The organism is Pseudomonas sp. GW456-L12, assembly GCF_059424045.1.
Window position 1 is genome coordinate 1 of sequence record NZ_JBWKZA010000039.1, and the last position, 17,233, is coordinate 17,233.

Here is a 17,233-nt window from a genome sequence, read left to right on the forward strand (position 1 = left end):
GTGGTGAGTTTTGGGTATGACGAAGGGGGGCGGGTGAACCGCGTCTTTATCATGCGCAATCCGGAGAAATTGGGGTTGTTGGGGAGTGGTTCGTTGGCGTGACGTTTGTATCGCGCCGCCTTGAGTGCTGCGGATTGGCAAACCTAGGTCATTAATGCAGATCGTTTAGGCGGAGGTGGGCCACTGTAGGAGCGAAGCTTGCTCGCGATGGTCGTTAACGATAACCGTGTATTGATTGGATAAACGCAGCCTTTCAAGCCCATCGCGGGCAATCGAGCCTCGGCCGGTCTCAGCCAAAGCGACCAAGTAGGCGATCAAGTAAGCGACCAAGTAGCCCGTTGCACAAGGGGCGAGGTGGCTGGCCAACAATGAGATGACCCAACCTGGAACCACTAGCAAACGGGCGATGTAGAAATACCGCTTACTCGCGATTGGTTTGATAGCGTGCCTTTACCTCAGCCACGCTCAACCACTTACGTCGCGAATGCACCACACGATGACAATTAGCACATAGCAACGCCAGGTCAGTTAGCTTGGTTTTATCGCCAGGCTGGAGTGTGTGCAGTGGCTTAGTGTGGTGAATATCGATGATGCCCTCGATGTCCGCACCATAGGTTTTACTGAAGTTGAAATCGCAGGCTTCGCACTTGAGTTCACCGTGTTTCTTGAGGGCTTCGTCCTTTTTGTGTTTGACGAGCTTTTTGTCCCTTTCCCGTACCCGATGCACTCGGGTAAGCACCTTGCCTTCCTCTGCCTCGAAGAAGCCCGGTTCTTCCTCTTCATTTAAATTTATGGCTGTAGTCGTGTCGGACTCGACATTGGCGTTGATGGCGGCCACGACTTCGGCGAGTCGTTTGGGGTTGTTAGCGAACTCCAGCCATACCAACTCTTCATCCTGGTTGCCTTTCGCAAGACCCGTCCGACCGGAGTGGGTGTAGCTCGGGTCCCAGCGCCGAAAATTGTTGAGCTTCATGTAGACACCATTGGCGTTGCGAAAGCTCTGGTTCTTACTCACGCCAGTGACGTTGCCAATGAGGTTGAGGCTCTGTGATAAGGCTTGGACCTCCGGATGGTTCTTGCCGGGTAAACCATCGCGATGGCGCAGGTAAAGGTCCAGGGCCAGGACAAGTTCGTCACGACTCCAGGCGGGATTGGATTGATTACTGGTGGGGGAAGGGGGCATGGGGCTATCCGTAGGTTTCCCGTTTCTTTGTGGGAAGAAACGCAATATTCAGTAAGAATATTCTCGTCTGATAGCGTTTGGGAATCATGCGGTGTGCGAATGATGGTCGCTGGAGGGAGGGACCCTTGAAGGGAGACTCCCGAGCCCCGTCACTCTCGTAACGGCGTACTCGGGATGGGGGGATCTATTAGTTGTTACTTTGCTCAGCTAGCTGGTTCGGGACTGGTGATCTGGACAACCACTACTACCCAGTCACCTTCAGCTATGTATTGGATTACCTGTTGAGTTTTTGGGGCCTACCGCTTACGAGTCACTCCTCAGCAAAGTAATCGCTGTCGAGCTGCTTGACCTCGTACACCTGCTTAACGCTCACCCCCAGGTTGTGTTCGACCATCAGCCGAGCCAGCTCGACACCATCGATCAGTACCACCTTGATATCCAGACCAAGCGCGGCGTCCCTTGCGCCTATGGAAAAATCCGAGGTGGTGATGAATACCCCCTTGCGTGCCCGCTGGCGGGTCAGTGCGCCGATGAATTTGTCGATCTCAGGGCGATGTACCGTGTTGCTCCAACGCTTGGCCTGTAGGTAGATCACGTCCAGGCCGAGCTTGTCTTCCTTGATGATGCCGTCGATACCACCGTCATTGGTGAGTTGAGTGGCTTTGCCGGCTTCCTTACGTGAGCCGCCGTAACCCATGGCTAGCATCAGGTCGACCACCACTTGTTCAAAGAAGCTTGGCGTTGATGCTCGCACTTGAGCAAGCAGTTCATCAGCCAGTGATTGCACAAGTGCCTGATGAGCCTCGGCCAGCTGTTCGTCTGGAGTGGTTTCCGATGTGGCGATATCCAACACAGCAGGTATGTCTGCCGCTTGTGGCTTGGTGGTATGGAAGTCGGCGAACTCAGGGAATTGTTTCAGCCAGCTCACGGTGATGCGTTCTGGCCCATTGGACAAGGCATCGAGGCCGCGTGCGGTGATCTGCACCATGCCTTTGGCGGGAATGGTTAGGAGTCCTGCCTTGTTGAGATAAGTTCGGGCCCAGCCTACGCGGTTATTGATCACCGTCTGATGCCCAGAAGGCAGGTGCTCTTTGCGCTCCTCCTCGGTCAGTTGGAACTGATCAGCAATGCGCTCGCGCAGTTCACTGAGTGGCAGCGGTGCGCCGTTCTGCACAGTGGCCAGCACTGGCCGCATCACGCTTTGAAAATCTGGAATTGGCATGGTCACTCCTTAACCCAGTTGATCGCTCTCAGCGAGGCCGGCCGCTGCCTTGAGCATTTTCAAAATCACCAGAGCAAAGGCTCGGCTCTTGGTTTCGTTGTCCAGCACCTCCAACGACAATTTCTCGTTGTCAGTTATGGCGTCGAGTACGGTATCCACCACACGTTTGGGGAGTAGGCCGTGCATCACCTGGTCCACCGAGTGGCTGTTGACTTGAGCCATCAAATCATCTTGGCGCAACAGGCGTTGGGTGATGCCAGTAGCGAAATGCAGTTGGTCATCATCTTGCGTTTCGGCACCAAAGATATCGTTCAGTGCGTCGATGATTTCCGACAGGCGTTTTTTCTCCGGGTCATGGGGCTTACCGCTGCCCACATCACTGCCGGGTTTGAGGGTGTATTCGCCTTTTTCTTCGTTCAGACGCAGTTGATGCTCCGCGCGCTTGCTCAGGCGGTAGTGGCTCAGTTGCAGCTCGCCGACGTCTACGTCGTCTTGTTGCAGGCGATCCACACGCAGCAGCGGGTGCAGGTGCTTGGCGTACACGCAGAGCTGCTCCAGTTCGTGATCTTCATAAGGGATGATCTGCGAGAGGAACTCATACAGGCGCACAAAGCTCTGCAGGTTCTTGCGGAACAAGTCGAGCTGATCGATCTGTTCACCTGCTTCTTTCAGTGCATGCTCAGCTTTTTTCAAGCCAGCGCTGTCGCCGTTGGCTTCGGCGGTGTGTTTGTAATCAAGTGCCTGCTGGTGCGACTCCAGCGAAAAAGCGTAGCGCTTGGCAAAGCGCTCCTTGGCTGGCGTGCAGTAATAGCTGAGCTTGCTGGCAGCCGCTTTGGGGTCGAAGAAGGCCATGGCGAATGCCTCGACCTCTTGCCAGTGATAGATCCCCTCGGCATCCAGCTTCTTCTGCAGGTCATAGATGATCTGCGGGTCGGTTACATCGGTCAGCTCGGCCTTGGTGTAGTACGGCAAGAAGGCATCGAGAATGTCCTGAGGCTCATTGAAGAAGTCGAGGATGAAGGTTTCCTTGCTGTCACCGAAAGTGCGGTTCAGCCGCGACAGGGTCTGCACGCAGTCCACGCCTTGCAGCTTCTTGTCCACGTACATGGCGCACAGCTTGGGTTGATCGAAACCCGTCTGGTACTTGTTGGCCGCAATCATCACGTTGAAGTCTTGGGTGTCGAAGGCCACCGCCAGGTCACGGCCATACAGGCCGGGGTTAAGCAGGTTGCTGCTTTCCGTTACCTCTTCCGGGATCACCTCATCCGCTAGCACGCTGCCGGAGAACGCCACCAGCGGGTGCACATCCTTGTAGCCCATCTGCTGTACGTAGGCCCGCACCGCCAACTGGTAGCGCACCGCTTCCTGGCGGCTGCTGGTGACCACCATGGCTTTGGCCTGGCCATTGAGCAATTTGCAGATATTGGCGCGGAAGTGCTCGACGATCACTTCTACCTTTTGGCTGATGTTGTACGGGTGCAAACGCACCCAGCGCGCCAGCTTGATGCGCGCCTTCTTACTGTCCACCTCGTCGTCTTCGCCATCCGGGTGCGCGATCTTCCAGGCGGTGCTGTAGGTGGTGTAGTTGCGCAGCACGTCGAGGATAAAACCCTCTTCGATGGCTTGGCGCATGGAGTACAGGTGAAACGCCTCCGGCTTGTTACTGGAACTGGCCGGCAGCGTTGAATCGGCCGGGCGCCCGAACAGCTCCAAGGTCTTGGCCTTGGGCGTAGCGGTGAAGGCGTAGTAGCTGATGCGCTCATTGGGTTGGCGCGCCTGCACGGCGGCGTCCAGCAGTTCTTCGGCGCTGACTTCCTCACCATCCAGTGCATCGCTGCCGAGAATCTGCTTCAGCTTGCTGGCCGACGAGCCGGTCTGCGAGGAGTGCGCCTCATCGGCAATCACCGCATAGCGCCCGCTGGCGAGCTTGGGGTACTTGTCTAGGGCATCGAACAGGGCAGGGAAGGTCTGGATGGTGACGATGATGATGCGCGTTTGCTCAGCCAGCGCCTCGGCCAGTTGTTCGGATTTACTCTGATTGCCGACGTCACGGCTGATGGGTTTGACCACGCCCTGGGCGTGCTCGAATTGGTAGATGGTGTTTTGCAGTTGGCTGTCCAGCACCGTTCGGTCGGTGACCACGATGACCGAGTTGAACAACCGCTGGCCGGCATCATCGTACAGCGAGGCCAGTTGATGGGCCGTCCAGGCGATGGAGTTGGACTTGCCCGAGCCGGCGCTGTGCTGGATTAAATAGCGCTTGCCTGGCCCTTCGGTGCGGGTGGTGTTGACCAGCTTGTTAACCACTTCCCATTGGTGGTAACGCGGGAAGATCATCGTTTCCTTGGTGACCAGCGTGCCGTCGAAGCTTTCGCTGGTTTTTTTGTCCAGGTGCAGAAAACGCCCCAGCACCTTGAGCCAAGCATCGGGCTGCAACAGCCGTTGCCAGAGGTAGCTGGTGGCGTATTGGCTGTCGTCGGCGGGCATTGGGTTGCCGGCGCCGCCTTCCTCAGTACCGAGGTTAAAGGGCAGGAAGAAGGTGTCCTTGCCCGCTAACTTGGTGGTCATCGCCACTTCATTCTGGCCCACGGCAAAGTGCACCAGCGCGCCACGCTTGAAGGTCAGCAGCGGTTCGGGCTTGCGTGTTAGCGGGTCTTTTACCGGGCGGTCGTAACGGTACTGGCGCTTGGCGTTTTCCACCGACTGCTTGAACTCGCTTTTCAGCTCCAACGTAGCGGTGGGGATGCCGTTAACGAACAGCACCAAGTCCAGCCGCGGGTTGTAGCTCTGCCCACTGCCACCCGCTTCGCGGGCGTGCGGTGAGTAAGACACCTCCGGCACCACCCGCAGCCGATTGTGCTGGTAGCGCTTGAGGGTGTCGGGGTTCATGCCGTGGTCGGGCTGGAAGCTACACAGCTCCACTTTTACGGCAGGCAACTTGAACCCATGGCGCAACACATCCAAGGTGCCGCTCTGCTCCAGCTCGCGCACCAGCTTCTGTATCAGTACATCTTCAGGGGCATTGGGGTTAGCTTTGGCGAACTTATCCCAACGTTCCGGCCAGGCGTCCTTGAAGTAGCCCAGGGCATCTTCGGTATACAGCGCCGTGCGACGGTCATAGCCACTGGCCGTGCCGACTAGCCAGCCTTGGGCGGATAGGGCATCGATAATGTCCTGCTGAAACTGAGCTTCCTTGCTGTCCGCCATTACACGGCCTCTTTTGCTAATTCAGGGGATGTTGCACTGGCTGGTGGCTGCCAGCCGCGTACGTCGATTTTGCCGGTGACGGCGGCGGAGATTAGGGCGGATCGGCGTTCTCGAAACAGCTCAATCGCATATTCACAATCGGATATTCCTTGGTCGTATTTAGATGAAGCTGCTTTGATTTCTTGCAATAGCTCCTCCTGCTTTACGCGGGGAGGAACAACAATGACCAAGTTCGCAATGATTTCGGAGTTTAGTCCTGACAGAATTGCTCCCCGTTTTACAAGTCCCAGCTGAGTAGCAATGTAGCCGGCCTCATGCAGAAGAAGCTCGAGGTAGTCCGGATTCATCATGTTGTTCTTGACCCTGACGCGAATTGTATCCGAATCAATAATTCCCGCTTGTGGCAGAAGTGAAACTCTTCTGCAGTTACCTAAGCTACCCTTTCTTGTCAGTACGATATCTCCAATCTCAAGGTGGTAATTAGAGAGAGCGAAATACCGGTGTTCTGGAATCCACCTGTTTCCAGAATAAAAATTCCCTGAAATAGTGTTTTCCTGACCATAAACTTTATAGCCCGTATCAGAGTCATCAAGGTCAACCAACATTCCACCAAACGGCCCCATTTGGATGCCAGCAGTATCTATTACAAGCTGTTTGAGCCGGTTAATTGTCCAGTGCGCCGGCACTTCGCCCAGCCACTCCACACCGGAGTCCTTCATCGGAACTGTGGGATCGAGACCTATTGTGACTGCATGGGAGATGACAGCCTGGCGCTTTTCCTTGAGCAGTTCGATCAGGCGTTGCTGCTCTTCGATTAACGCGTCGATGCGGGCGGTTTCGTGGTCGAGGAAGCGGGCAATTTGGGTTTGTTCTTTGTGTGGCGGGAGTGTCACTGCAAGGGCCGCCATGTCTTCCCAGCCGACGCGCGGCATTTTGGCACCAATGGTTGATGCATTGAGATCCTCAATCACAGTTGGCGTCAGAATGTACTTATGAAGAAACTCACTATTAACCGCACACGGACGCAGCACGAAAAAATCACCTACAGCCTGCCCCGACTTGCCTGCCAACCAAACCTTTGCCAAGTAGGGCCTCAACTTTCCGAACAGAATGTCCTCTTGTCGAAACGCTATTCCGTCGCCGGTAAACTCCGTATCAGTTTCGATAAAGCGCCCAGTCCATCCTTCAATGTTTTCTAGCCCTACCTGAAAGTTTGATGTTGTCGCTTTATCAGTGACCAGCTCAACCAGCCACTTCAAAGGACTGACACCCCAATGCTCCGGTACAACTCCTAGCCACTCCACGCCCGAGTCCTTGTAAACCGGATACGCTGGAAACGTACTCGGGCTTTCCCTGCCCTCGCCCTGTGGACCAACGGCTGCTCCGTTGTTCGAATTTGTTCTCGACAAATGTGTCATGCCGACAACCCCTCAATCATCTGCTTGATGCGGTCAGTGCAGGCTTTCAGGTCGCGATCGATCTCGGCCAGCGGGCGCGGCGGTTGAAACACATAGAAGTGCCGATTAAACGGGATTTCGAAGCCGACGATTCCGACTTCGCCGTCCTGTGCATCCGTCTTACTTTCGTCGATCCAGGCATCCGGCACATGGGGGATGACTTCACGCTGGAAGTAGTCGTACACCGACTCGCCTAGCGGTACGTTCTCGTTATCACGCAGCCCGGCGTCTGCCTCCGGCTGGCCTTTAATAGTGCAGATATCCGCATCGGGGTCGCGTTCGCTCAGGGCGCTAAGCAGGGCTTTTAGCTCTGGCGTACTGAGGCTGATGCCGTGCGCGGTGAGGGCCTTTTTCAACAGTTTGCTGAACTGCTCGCGATTGCGGTGCAACTGGCTGGCGTCCATCGCTTGCAGGGCGGCTATCAGTTGCTGCTGCGCGGCGCTGTCGAGTTTCTGGATAGCTTTTTCTTCCAGCACTTTGGCGACGCGCTCGGCGCTGGTCTGGAAGTTCAGGCGCAGAGGACGTTCAACGGTGATGCGCCGGTAGCCGAAGGCCTCGATAGGGAAGATCTTGCTTTGCGCGGTTTGCTCAAAGCTGCCATACAGGCGCACCAGTTCGCTGATTTGATCCTCGGTGATGTACTGGCGTTTGCTGCCTAGCGACTTGCGCATTTTGGCGTAGTGCTGGCTGCCGTCGATCAACTGCACCTTGCCCTGGCGCGCAGCGGCCTTGTGGTTGCTGAGTATCCACACATAGGTGGCGATGCCGGTGTTGTAGAACATGTCCGTCGGTAGCGCGACGATGGCTTCGATCAGATCGTTTTGCAGCAGGTAGCGGCGAATCTCCGACTCACCCGAGCCCGCACCGCCAGTAAACAGCGGTGAACCGTTGAGGATGATGCCGATGCGCGAGCCACCCTTACGTGGGTCATGCATTTTGCTGACCAGATGCAGGAGGAACAGCAGCGAACCGTCGGACACCCGTGGCAGACCAGGGCCAAAACGGCCGTCGAAGCCTTTGTGGTTGTGCTCGTCGGTGATCTGCTTTTGCACCTTCTTCCATTCCACACCGAATGGCGGGTTGCTCAGCATAAAGTCGAAGTGATGCTCGGGGCCGACCAACTGGTCGTTGGACAGGGTATTGCCCAGTTTGATGTTCTTTATCTCCTGGCCCTTGATCAGCATGTCCGCTTTGCAGATGGCGTAGGACTCGGGGTTCAACTCTTGGCCGTGCAGTGACACGCTGACCTTTTCGCTGATGGACTGAATGTATTCATCGCCCTCGGACAGAAAGCCGCCGGTACCTGCGGTTGGATCATAGATGGTGACAATTTTAGTGGGAGCCAGCTTGTGATCTTGATTGGTAATTACCAGCGAGGTAGTGAGGTGCACGATATCCCGTGGGGTGAAGTGCTCCCCAGCGGTTTCGTTGGAGCTTTCAGCAAACTTGCGGATCAATTCTTCGAAGATGATGCCCATGCCGAAGTTGCTGATGCGCTCGGGTTCCAAGGGCGCGACGGCAAAACGCTGTACCACCTGGTACAGCAAATTGGCGGTCGCTAGCTGCTGAACGAAATCCTCGAAGTGGAAGTGTTCGAAGATCTCGTAGGCGTCTTTGCTGAAGGCCTGTACATACTTCATCAGATCGTCAGCGGTTTGGGTGTCAGATAAGGTCGCAAGTGTTAGACGCGATGAGTTGAAGAACTTCAGGCCATCTGCTGCCCGCTGCATATACATTTCACGTATGTGCTCAGGGCGGCCTTCATGGGTGTAGTACTCGCGAATCACAGCGTCCTTGGTTGGTGCGAGCACGCACTCCATCCGCCGCAGCAGGGTAAATGGCAGTATGATGCGGCCGTACTGGGATTGCTTGAAATCACCACGCAGCAGGTCGGCAATCGACCAGAGAAAGGCGGCCGTCTGGGAATGATTTTCAGTGTTCACGCGGGAGTTCCTTGGAGTGCAGGCAAAGCGGCAAGTCTAACCTGTCGGACAGCCTATCTGTAGCAACCCATGTAGAAATGCAGGTCATGGGTGGGGATCGGAGCTTGTAGGCCGCTTTGTGCTCTATTTGCGTTGCTCAAAGATGAGGTCGCACACGAACATGTCGCTAGCAACGAAATGCCTGCTAAAAAATACTGATGGTTTGGATATGGGCTCAAGTAAGGGGGAACTAGGTCTTTCAATAAGGGCGTTCTTTTACAAACGCTTGAGGCATTAAAAAGCCGGCTCGTGGCCGGCTTCCTTGGCGTCTAAATCACCTGCTAAACGCCCTTGTTTCAATAACCCCCAATACATCCCGCACATCCTGCAGCAATAACCTGGCGGTGTTGGTCACCGTGCCCATGTCCTTATCGCTCGTGTCTCGCAGCGTAGTGCAGCTCATCAAATTCAGATAATCAAGCGCAGTCATCAATCGCTCACTCGCACACGCATGCAAATCCACCAACGGTGCCTGGCTGTCGATAAACAGCACCGGCCCATCGCTGGCGATTGGGGTCATAGGAATAAATCGTTCGGATAGATCTTGAGTATTCATGGCGTCGTTTCTTCCAAAAAATGAAAAATCGCCACCTGTTGCTGCGAATCAACTGGGTGGCAGCTGTACGCGGGTTCGCAGACCGAGGAAAGAAACAAACCCGGCAGACCCGGAGGTCTCCCACGCACAGCCGCCATAAACGAAACGCAGGCGGAGTTTGCCTGAGTTGTCATTGACTGTGTTGTTTGATTCTTTCTGTTGGGCTGCGAAACCCCTGTCGCTGACCGGAATCAGCAGACGTGAAAACTATAGGTCTGGGGTGCTTTAGGAACAACGGCAGGGCTGTAGGAAAGGTCTCGATTGTGGGTAGGGCGAGGCTGAGTCGTTGATCCTTGTCGCAAGCAGGATGGTTGCTAACACTCCGTAGCGGTTACCGCAGGTCCAGGCTGTGACGCCATTCAGCCGTTGAGGTGTAGCTGGATAATCGGGGTGTGCCGTTTTGGGGCCGCTGCGCGCCCCATCGCAGCCTCGCGGGCTCGGCAGCGGCTACAGGGCGTAAGACTTTGCTATCCTGCGCGCCTTTTACCCATTGCAAGGAGCGCAGGCATGAGCCAGTCCGTTGGTGGCGGGAGGCGAGTAGGGGCAGGGACGCGGGGTGGTGTGTCTCGCCTGGGGCATTTTCTATCCCGGTGGGTGCCGGCGCTGTTGGTGGGTATGGCGCTGAGTGTGCCCACGGCCAGCGCCAACCCCATCACCACCTACCGTGGCACGCTCGGCGATACGCCGGTGGAGCTGGCGCTCACCTATGACTCGCAATATGGCGGCGGGATGTCCGGCTATTGGTTTAGCGGGGTTGAGCGCTTGCCGATGCCTTTGGAGCTCACGCCGTTTCGCCCGGACAGGGGGCTGTTGATCAATATCATGGATAACCCGACGTTGCCGGCGGCGGCTGTGTCGTTGCAGCCCTTTGCCGAGGGGGCGGAGGCGTTGCAGGGGGCCTTGGTCGATTTGCGCACGGGTGTGCAGCAGCCGTTGCAGTTGCGGCGGGTGATGCGTTTTGGCGGGAATCAGCGCGAGGCCTTTGACGGTGAGTTGTTGCAGCCGGCGGCCGACCAGCAGTTCTATTTCAGTGTGCATGCCGTGCGCAATGCCGGGGAGGACACGGGGCGGGTGGACAACATCCGGGTGCTGAGCCGAGCCACCGGTGAGGTGGTGCAGGAGGTAGGAGGGCAGTGGTGCCTGGCTCCGACCGGAACCCGCACCCTGACCTTCGCGCATTTCGATGCCGATTCCACCCTTGATTTCCAGGTGCAGGGCTACAGCTTGAACGGCCCGTACGGCAGTGTGCTGTGCGCGCCGACCCAGTATTACCTGTACCACCCACAGACCCAGGCGTATTTGCGCCATCCGCAGCTGGAGCAGTTGGCCGCCGAGGGCACTGTGCGCTTTGCCGGCGGGCAGATGGAGTTCAGCAAGCAGGACTTTATCAACTTCAGTGCGGGCACCCAGCGTAGGGACTATTACCGCGTGATCAGCCCTGACCGGCTGGAATTCATTCAGTCTCTCGAGGGGCGTTTCTGATGCGGCGGGTTAATGTTTTTCGCGGGTTGGCGGCGGTGTTGCTGGTGTCATGGCTAGTGCCGGCGCACGCGGCCCACGGGGTGTACCAGGGCACCTTGGGCAAGCAGGCCATTGTGCTGACGCTGGGCAGCCAGAATGCGCTGTACCAGGGGACCTATGCCTACCAGCGCTATCGCACGCCGATCCGCCTCAAGCCGACCTTCAGCTTCAGCAACAAGGTGCTGGCCATGGACGAGCTGGACGAGCAGGGGTTGCCGGTGGCGCGTCTGCAGTTCAATGACTTGATGAATTACCGCCAGCAGGAGCAGGTGCGCGGCACTTGGACCAGTTATCGCACCGGCAAGACCTTGCCCATCAGCCTGAAGCTGGTGGCGCTGGTGGACTCGGACCGTTCGTGGCCGCAGCCGAACACCACGCTGTTGCAGAGCGCATCCAGCAAACGCTGGTATTTCCAGGTGCCGATGCAGGGCAATGACCAGCGGATAACGGCGATCGAGGTGGTGGACAAGGCCAGCGGCAAACCGCTGCAGACCCTGACGCTGGCGGCGCCGGGTTGTCTGTATCAAGGGGTGGATATGTTGCAGGTGCAGGCCGAGGGGCAGAGCCTGCGGCTCAGTTTGAGCGACTGCAGGTTGTCGGGGTTTCAGTGGAATGAGGGGAGTGGGCGGTTTGAGGCTTTGCCTTGAGCTGGGTTCGGTTTTGTAGGTTGGTCTTGGTGTTTAGTCAGACAGGCTGTGCTTGCCGGTTTTGCGACTGCTATGCAGTCGATCGCAGCCTCGCGGGCTCGGCAGCGGCTACAGGTTGTGCGTCGTCTGATCTAGCTCGCGTTGCATGATCAGGGTGCGTTCTTCGCCGTGGTGTTGCTCGCGCAGGGTGTGAAAGCCCAGGTTGGCGTAGAAGCCTTCGGCGGTGATCGAGGCGGGCACCGTCAGCTGGGTGAGGCCGGCGCCCAGGGCCTGGCGTTCCAGCTCGGCCATCAGTTGGCGACCGACGCCCTGGCCTTGCCGCGCGGGGGCGACGAAGACCGAGCGCACTACAGGGCCGTCGAGGCTGGCGGTGCCGACGATTTCACCGGCCGCTTGTGCGACCCAGACCTGGCGTTTGCTCAATAGCTGGCGCACGGCGTGCGGGCTGAAGTTTTCCTGCACCTGGGCGATTACCGCGGCGGGGTAATCCTGGGCGTTGCTGATCTGCAGGGCGGCGATGATCAGGCGGCTGATGGCGTCGGCGTCCTGCGCGTGGGCGGGGCGGATTTCACAGTCCATGTGGAGGAGTCCTTTGAGGGGTAGGTCTGGACACTAGCCTTGGTGGGGATTGTTCGCCAAGGGCTTAGTGCGCGCGGCGCGCTTCCAGCCACTGAAACAGCAGCATGCCCGCCAGCATGGCCAGGACAAATACCCAGGCCTGCCAATGGGGCGTGAGCAGCAGGGTCAGCCCCGGCCCCGGGCAGATGCCGGCGATGCCCCAGCCGATACCGAACAGCAGGCTGCCACCGATCAGGCGGCGGTCGATATCGCGGCGGGTGGGCAATTGCATGCTTGCGCCGAGCAGGGCATTGGGCTGTTTGATGGCCCAGTGGAACGGCCACCAGGCAGCGCCGATGGCGCCGAGCATCACCAGGGCCAGGGACGGGTCCCACTGGCCCGCCAGGTCGAGAAAGCCCAGGACCTTGGTCGGGTTGGCCATGCCCGACAGCAGCAGGCCGAGGCCAAACACCAGGCCGGCGATAAAAGCCGTGACCTTGCGCATTTTCACAGACTTCCCGTTCATAGCCCCATCCCGTGGCGCAGCAGCCAGACGGTGATAAAGCCGGTCAGCATAAAACTCAGGGTGGCGACCAATGAGCGCGGCGACCATCGGGAGATGCCACAGACTCCATGACCACTGGTGCAGCCCGCGCTGTAGCGCGTACCCAGGCCCACCAACAGCCCGGCGCCGATCAGGCCGGCTATGCCGCTTTGAAACTCGATTGTCGGCAACACCTGGAACAACCCCCAGAACAACGGCGCCAGCAGCAGGCCCGAGAGGAACAGGGCCTTTTCGCTCCAGCCTTCGCTGCCCGGTTGCAACAGGCTGCCCAGCAAACCGCTGATCCCGGCGATACGCCCGTTGGCCATGACAAACAGACCGGCGGCCAGACCAATCAGCGCGCCACCGGCGAGGGCGCTCCAAGGTGTGAAGTGCAGCCAGTCGATGTTCATGGGGAGGGCACCTTGTGCGAGGGAAGGGTGAGTGGAGTTTAGTCTTTGGGGTGGTGGTGCGATATGTCTGAGGTGGTTAGAGGAGCGGGGCTGTCAGTTGGGGAGTTGCCTGTGAGAGTTGTGGTATGCCGCAGGGCATCAGCGCGTCAACTGGGCGATGAGTACTCTCATTACCAAGGCGTCCAGTCAGGTGTGTGAGGGGGAGTTGTTTACCAACTGCCATAGGGAATTCCGTATTTCTCTATGTACTGCTTGGAGTTCTCGGACAGGGGGTAATAGTGCCCATTTGATTTACCCAGGTGCGGTCCCAGCGGTTCAATCTCAGCTTGGACATGGGCGACTTTGATCGGGTGACGGCATTCGTCTCTTACCCAGACCTGAACAATTCCGCCAGGAGCGAGCCCCAGATTGACCGAGGCCATATAGCTGGCGGTTTGCTGTGGCGTTTCCGGGCAACGACGGGCTGTGGTCTTACGCATGATCTGTCGGGCCTCTTCCGGGATATCGATCCATACCCGATAGGTTTGCGGTTCAACCACCGATTGCCAGCGCACGAAAATGCGTTTGGGCAGGTCGGCACCGATCACCGATCGGCCATCACCACCAACCTCGCTCCAACCTCTGGCCCATTCCTTTTTATAACCAAGGTCGCCACCTGATGCAGTCCCTCGGCCGGTGCGGTGAAACAGTTTTCCGTTGATGTCTTCTACCGCGCTGTCTTCAACCCAGACTTCCATGTAGTAGGGTTCGGTAAAGCCAAGTTCCCACCAGGGGCTTTTGGGATCGTTTTTTGCGGAAAGCGGATCGCTGGCCAGGCAGCCAGTTAGCAGTAGTGCGCCCAGCAGGGTGATGAATGCTCTCATTACCAACGTATTCAGTCAGGTAGGTAGGGGGATGTGTTCACATCGTAAAGGGTGTCGATACCAAGAGAGCTTTGCTTACCAACTGCCATAGGGAATGCCGTACTTCTCTATGTAGCGCTTGGAGCTCTCGGGTAGCGGGTAATAGTGCCCATTTGATTTACCCAGGTGCGGTCCCAGCGGTTCAATTTCAGCTTGTGCACGAGCGACCTTGACCGTGTTGCGGCATTCATCTCTGACCCAGACTTGCACGATGCCACCCGGAGTTAGACCTAAATAGACCGATGCCATATAGCGAGCAGTCTGATGCGGAGTTTCTGGGCAGCGTCGGTTAGTCGAGGTGGTCATTATTTTCCGGGCCTCTTCCGGGATATCCACCCAGGCTCGATAGGTCTGTGGCTCTACGACCGATTGCCAGCGTACGAAAATGCGCTTGGGCAGGTCAGCGCCAACCACTGACTTACCGCTACCTCCAACTCCCTTCCCGCCCCATCCTCTGGCCCACTCTTTGTCGTAACCCATATCACCACCCGCAGCGGAGCCACCGCCAGTGCGAAGGAATAGCTTGCCGTTGATATCTTCAACTGCACTGTCTTCGACCCAAACTTTCATATAGAACGGCTCGCTGAAGCCAAGTTGCCACCAGGGATCTTTGGGGTCGTTTTTTCCGGATAGGGGATCGCTGGTCAGGCAGCCACTTAGTAGCAGTGTGCTCAGCAGGGCGATGAATACTCTCATTACCAACGGGTTCAGTCAGGTAGGTAGGGGGATGTGTTCAGGTAGTAAAGTGTGTCGATACCAAGAGAGCTTTGCTTACCAACTGCCATAGGGAATTCCGTATTTCTCTATATAACGTTTGGACTTCTCGCTGACCTTATAGGCGTAACGCCCATTGTTTTTTCCTTGGTCCGGTCCTAGTGGCTCAACTTCGGCTTGGGCCCGGGCTACTTTGACAGGGTGACGGCATTCATCCCTTACCCACACCTGAACGATGCCGCCAGGGGCCAGGCCTAAATAGACTGATGCCATATAGCGGGCAGTCTGATGCGGAGTCTCCGGGCAGCGTCGGTTGGTCGAGGTCCACATGATTTTTCGGGCTTCTTCCGGGATATCGACCCAGGCGCGATAAGTCTGTGGCTCTACGATGGATTGCCAACGCACGTAAATACGCTTGGGAAGGTCTGCGCCAACTACTGACCATCCACTGCCTCCAACGCTATCCCCCCAGCCTCTGGCCCACTCTTTGTCGTAACCGACGTCGCCACCTGCAGCGGAGCCGCCACCAGTGCGAGTGAATAGTTTGCCGTTGATGTCCTCAACGGCGCTGTCCTCGACCCAGACCTTCATGTAGTACGGCTCGATGAAGCCAAGCTCCCACCAGGGATCTTTGGGGTCGTTTTTTCCGGATAGTGGGTCGGTCTGACAGCCAGTCAACAGCAGTGCGCCCAGCAGGGCGATGAACATTCTCATTACCAAAGCGTCCAGTCAGGTACGTGAGGGTGTTGCACACGCACGGCATCCGCCGTGGGGGCGTTGATATAGACGACTTTAAGGCTGCCGCCATCCTGCTTGCCAAGCGGGTGGTTCCAGTGGGCCGAGAGATGGATGTAACGCAGCTTGAGCAGGGTCTCCTCGGCTGGAGTTGTACTGTAGTCACCGGCGATAAATCTGTCACAAAGCGCTTGAAGCTCCAATGGAATCGCATATTCGGTTGTTTCTGGGATGTCCTCGAACTGCACACCGTTCTCCTTGGCCAGTTCATACATGACGCGCAGATACACCTTCGCCAGCTTGTTGCTCATGGGCCTCTTGAGCTGTACACCGACATACACCCGCTTTTGTCGTACGCCGAGGCGGTCCTGCGGATCTTGCGGTAGAACCATAGGCTCCGGCGTGACGATCTCCAGCCATTGTGCGGGCCAGCCCTCGGCCAGCCAGCGTTTTCTCGTCTGGACCGCCTCCCGATAAATCGAGGTGTGGATCACATTGGTAGTGATCGGCACCTCCAGCGCCTGCATCGGACTGACCAGTACACACTCCTGCATCTCCTCCAGATAACCTCCACCGATATCTGAATGCGCGCCGGGTAGGGTGATCTCCGCGTGGTCGGGTTTGATCCGGCTCAGGGCAAAGTTGACGCGGTACTCGTCGCGGGCGACCAACTGGACGACTGAGCGAAAGTAGCGACGGTCGAGGTGCAGCTTGATACCTGGGGCAATGGCGCTGCGCACGTTGCCCAGATTGCTCAGCCCGGCAACCGACGGTACCGTATCGAACAGACCAATAAAGCCCATGTCTATGTCGTGGCCGTACTGTCGGTTGAAGCGGGGGCTGAAGGCACTGGAGTAGTCGTGGAGAATTAGCTCGAGTGGTCCGAGCCAGCGCACGACTTCATTGGCAAAGTGCCGGGCTGCTGCCGCGCCTCGGCTAAAGCCGAAGGCATCGAAGGTCAGCGACGTAATCTCTCCTTCGGGATTCTCTTCATGTATTGCGCTGATAACTTCCTTGATGGCACGAAATGCGTTCTGCACACACCCTAAGACTCCCTTGTCACCACGCCCGGTGCCCGATGCGAACAGGCTGTCTTTTTCTCCTGCTTTAGTACCGATGCCATCGACATAGATTGAACGAAAAGCACGCTTTTGCATGCCTTCACCCTCGGCATTTTGGGTGAAGTAATACAGCTCTCTCAACCGCTTAACATTGCTCACATCATTCCCATAACTACTCTCCGGATCCCTCATGTACGGCTTGCAACTGCCATCGATATCCCTGGCTTCAATGGCGTGTTGCGCGCCGCAAACCTGGCCCATGGCCGAGTTGCTGGCGTTGTTACCGGTACCGTCAAAGAACACACCGATGCGCAGCGCCACCTGAACCTTTTCGGGCGGTGGCGCAGGCTCTTTGGCGTATTTCTCATACTGGGCCCAGAGCTGTTCGCCGTAGCTGGGCTCTTCGGTTTCAGCGGCGCGTTCGGCAGGGCGCTGGTTGGGGTTGGCGGGCCGTAGAAGGTTGGGCATCGGCCCGGGTCCATTGCTGGCCAT

At 57.3% G+C, this 17,233-nt stretch carries 15 protein-coding genes; 2 read left to right on the forward strand and 13 right to left on the reverse strand.

Features of this window, described 5'->3' with window-relative positions:
* Positions 1–421: 421 nt before the first annotated feature.
* The 6 genes from AC07Y9_RS28890 to AC07Y9_RS28915 form a co-directional block, all read right to left on the reverse strand.
* Positions 422–1,183, reverse strand: a complete 762-nt coding sequence (locus tag AC07Y9_RS28890) for an HNH endonuclease (RefSeq protein ID WP_102681307.1) — start codon at positions 1,181–1,183, stop codon at positions 422–424.
* 310 nt (positions 1,184–1,493) lie between these two features.
* Complete coding sequence (locus tag AC07Y9_RS28895; RefSeq protein ID WP_102681306.1) at positions 1,494–2,405, reverse strand: restriction endonuclease; 912 nt, start codon at positions 2,403–2,405, stop codon at positions 1,494–1,496.
* Positions 2,406–2,414: 9 nt separating this feature from the next.
* Positions 2,415–5,612: a type I restriction endonuclease subunit R gene (locus AC07Y9_RS28900; RefSeq protein ID WP_102681305.1), complete on the reverse strand. Its 3,198-nt coding sequence runs from the start codon at positions 5,610–5,612 to the stop codon at positions 2,415–2,417.
* On the reverse strand, positions 5,612–6,916 hold the full coding sequence (locus tag AC07Y9_RS28905) for a restriction endonuclease subunit S (protein WP_158246001.1): 1,305 nt from the start codon (positions 6,914–6,916) through the stop codon (positions 5,612–5,614). Before AC07Y9_RS28905 ends, AC07Y9_RS28900 begins: the two co-directional genes overlap by 1 nt.
* 110 nt (positions 6,917–7,026) lie before the next feature.
* The gene (locus AC07Y9_RS28910) at positions 7,027–9,012 is read right to left on the reverse strand and encodes a type I restriction-modification system subunit M (protein WP_102681303.1); all 1,986 of its coding nucleotides are present in this window, start codon (positions 9,010–9,012) and stop codon (positions 7,027–7,029) included.
* Between the two features lie 313 nt (positions 9,013–9,325).
* Positions 9,326–9,607, reverse strand: coding sequence for a fructose-bisphosphate aldolase (locus AC07Y9_RS28915; protein WP_102681302.1), 282 nt, complete (start codon positions 9,605–9,607; stop codon positions 9,326–9,328).
* Positions 9,608–10,153: 546 nt separating this feature from the next.
* Between AC07Y9_RS28915 and AC07Y9_RS28920 the strand changes: the two genes are divergently transcribed.
* Together AC07Y9_RS28920 and AC07Y9_RS28925 are read left to right on the forward strand one after the other, a co-directional pair.
* On the forward strand, positions 10,154–11,128 hold the full coding sequence (locus AC07Y9_RS28920; RefSeq protein ID WP_102681301.1) for a hypothetical protein: 975 nt from the start codon (positions 10,154–10,156) through the stop codon (positions 11,126–11,128).
* Positions 11,128–11,814: a hypothetical protein gene (locus AC07Y9_RS28925; RefSeq protein ID WP_102681300.1), complete on the forward strand. Its 687-nt coding sequence runs from the start codon at positions 11,128–11,130 to the stop codon at positions 11,812–11,814. The genes AC07Y9_RS28920 and AC07Y9_RS28925 overlap by 1 nt, the downstream gene beginning before the upstream one ends.
* 108 nt (positions 11,815–11,922) lie before the next feature.
* Here the strand turns inward: AC07Y9_RS28925 and AC07Y9_RS28930 are convergent, their stop codons facing one another.
* The 7 genes from AC07Y9_RS28930 to AC07Y9_RS28960 form a co-directional block, all read right to left on the reverse strand.
* On the reverse strand, positions 11,923–12,393 hold the full coding sequence (locus AC07Y9_RS28930; RefSeq protein ID WP_102681299.1) for a GNAT family N-acetyltransferase: 471 nt from the start codon (positions 12,391–12,393) through the stop codon (positions 11,923–11,925).
* 64 nt (positions 12,394–12,457) lie between these two features.
* The gene (locus AC07Y9_RS28935; RefSeq protein WP_173679814.1) at positions 12,458–12,877 is read right to left on the reverse strand and encodes a DUF6691 family protein; all 420 of its coding nucleotides are present in this window, start codon (positions 12,875–12,877) and stop codon (positions 12,458–12,460) included.
* 17 nt (positions 12,878–12,894) lie between these two features.
* Positions 12,895–13,329 (reverse strand): YeeE/YedE family protein, encoded by a 435-nt coding sequence (locus AC07Y9_RS28940; RefSeq protein WP_053278642.1) that lies wholly within the window; start codon positions 13,327–13,329, stop codon positions 12,895–12,897.
* Between the two features lie 209 nt (positions 13,330–13,538).
* Positions 13,539–14,192: a DUF2931 family protein gene (locus AC07Y9_RS28945; protein WP_102681298.1), complete on the reverse strand. Its 654-nt coding sequence runs from the start codon at positions 14,190–14,192 to the stop codon at positions 13,539–13,541.
* A 75-nt stretch (positions 14,193–14,267) separates the two neighbouring features.
* A complete protein-coding gene (locus AC07Y9_RS28950) occupies positions 14,268–14,927 on the reverse strand; it encodes a DUF2931 family protein (RefSeq protein WP_102681297.1) in 660 nt (219 codons plus the stop codon).
* A gap of 75 nt (positions 14,928–15,002) precedes the next feature.
* Positions 15,003–15,659, reverse strand: a complete 657-nt coding sequence (locus AC07Y9_RS28955; RefSeq protein ID WP_102681296.1) for a DUF2931 family protein — start codon at positions 15,657–15,659, stop codon at positions 15,003–15,005.
* Entirely contained in the window at positions 15,659–17,233 is a 1,575-nt protein-coding gene (locus AC07Y9_RS28960; protein WP_102681295.1) for a phospholipase effector Tle1 domain-containing protein, read from the reverse strand. The genes AC07Y9_RS28955 and AC07Y9_RS28960 overlap by 1 nt, the downstream gene beginning before the upstream one ends.

Excerpts from the sequence above, each read along its gene's own strand:
- AC07Y9_RS28935 (WP_173679814.1), bottom strand. The coding sequence starts at position 12,877 with ATGCGCAAGGTCACGGCTTTTATCGCCGGCCTGGTGTTTGGCCTCGGC.
- AC07Y9_RS28925 (WP_102681300.1), top strand. The coding sequence starts at position 11,128 with ATGCGGCGGGTTAATGTTTTTCGCGGGTTGGCGGCGGTGTTGCTGGTG.
- AC07Y9_RS28930 (WP_102681299.1), bottom strand. The coding sequence starts at position 12,393 with ATGGACTGTGAAATCCGCCCCGCCCACGCGCAGGACGCCGACGCCATC.
- AC07Y9_RS28915 (WP_102681302.1), bottom strand. The coding sequence starts at position 9,607 with ATGAATACTCAAGATCTATCCGAACGATTTATTCCTATGACCCCAATC.
- AC07Y9_RS28920 (WP_102681301.1), top strand. The coding sequence starts at position 10,154 with ATGAGCCAGTCCGTTGGTGGCGGGAGGCGAGTAGGGGCAGGGACGCGG.
- AC07Y9_RS28950 (WP_102681297.1), bottom strand. The coding sequence starts at position 14,927 with ATGAGAGTATTCATCGCCCTGCTGAGCACACTGCTACTAAGTGGCTGC.
- AC07Y9_RS28945 (WP_102681298.1), bottom strand. The coding sequence starts at position 14,192 with ATGAGAGCATTCATCACCCTGCTGGGCGCACTACTGCTAACTGGCTGC.
- AC07Y9_RS28955 (WP_102681296.1), bottom strand. The coding sequence starts at position 15,659 with ATGAGAATGTTCATCGCCCTGCTGGGCGCACTGCTGTTGACTGGCTGT.
- AC07Y9_RS28890 (WP_102681307.1), bottom strand. The coding sequence starts at position 1,183 with ATGCCCCCTTCCCCCACCAGTAATCAATCCAATCCCGCCTGGAGTCGT.
- AC07Y9_RS28900 (WP_102681305.1), bottom strand. The coding sequence starts at position 5,612 with ATGGCGGACAGCAAGGAAGCTCAGTTTCAGCAGGACATTATCGATGCC.
- AC07Y9_RS28895 (WP_102681306.1), bottom strand. The coding sequence starts at position 2,405 with ATGCCAATTCCAGATTTTCAAAGCGTGATGCGGCCAGTGCTGGCCACT.
- AC07Y9_RS28960 (WP_102681295.1), bottom strand. The coding sequence starts at position 17,233 with ATGGCCAGCAATGGACCCGGGCCGATGCCCAACCTTCTACGGCCCGCC.
- AC07Y9_RS28940 (WP_053278642.1), bottom strand. The coding sequence starts at position 13,329 with ATGAACATCGACTGGCTGCACTTCACACCTTGGAGCGCCCTCGCCGGT.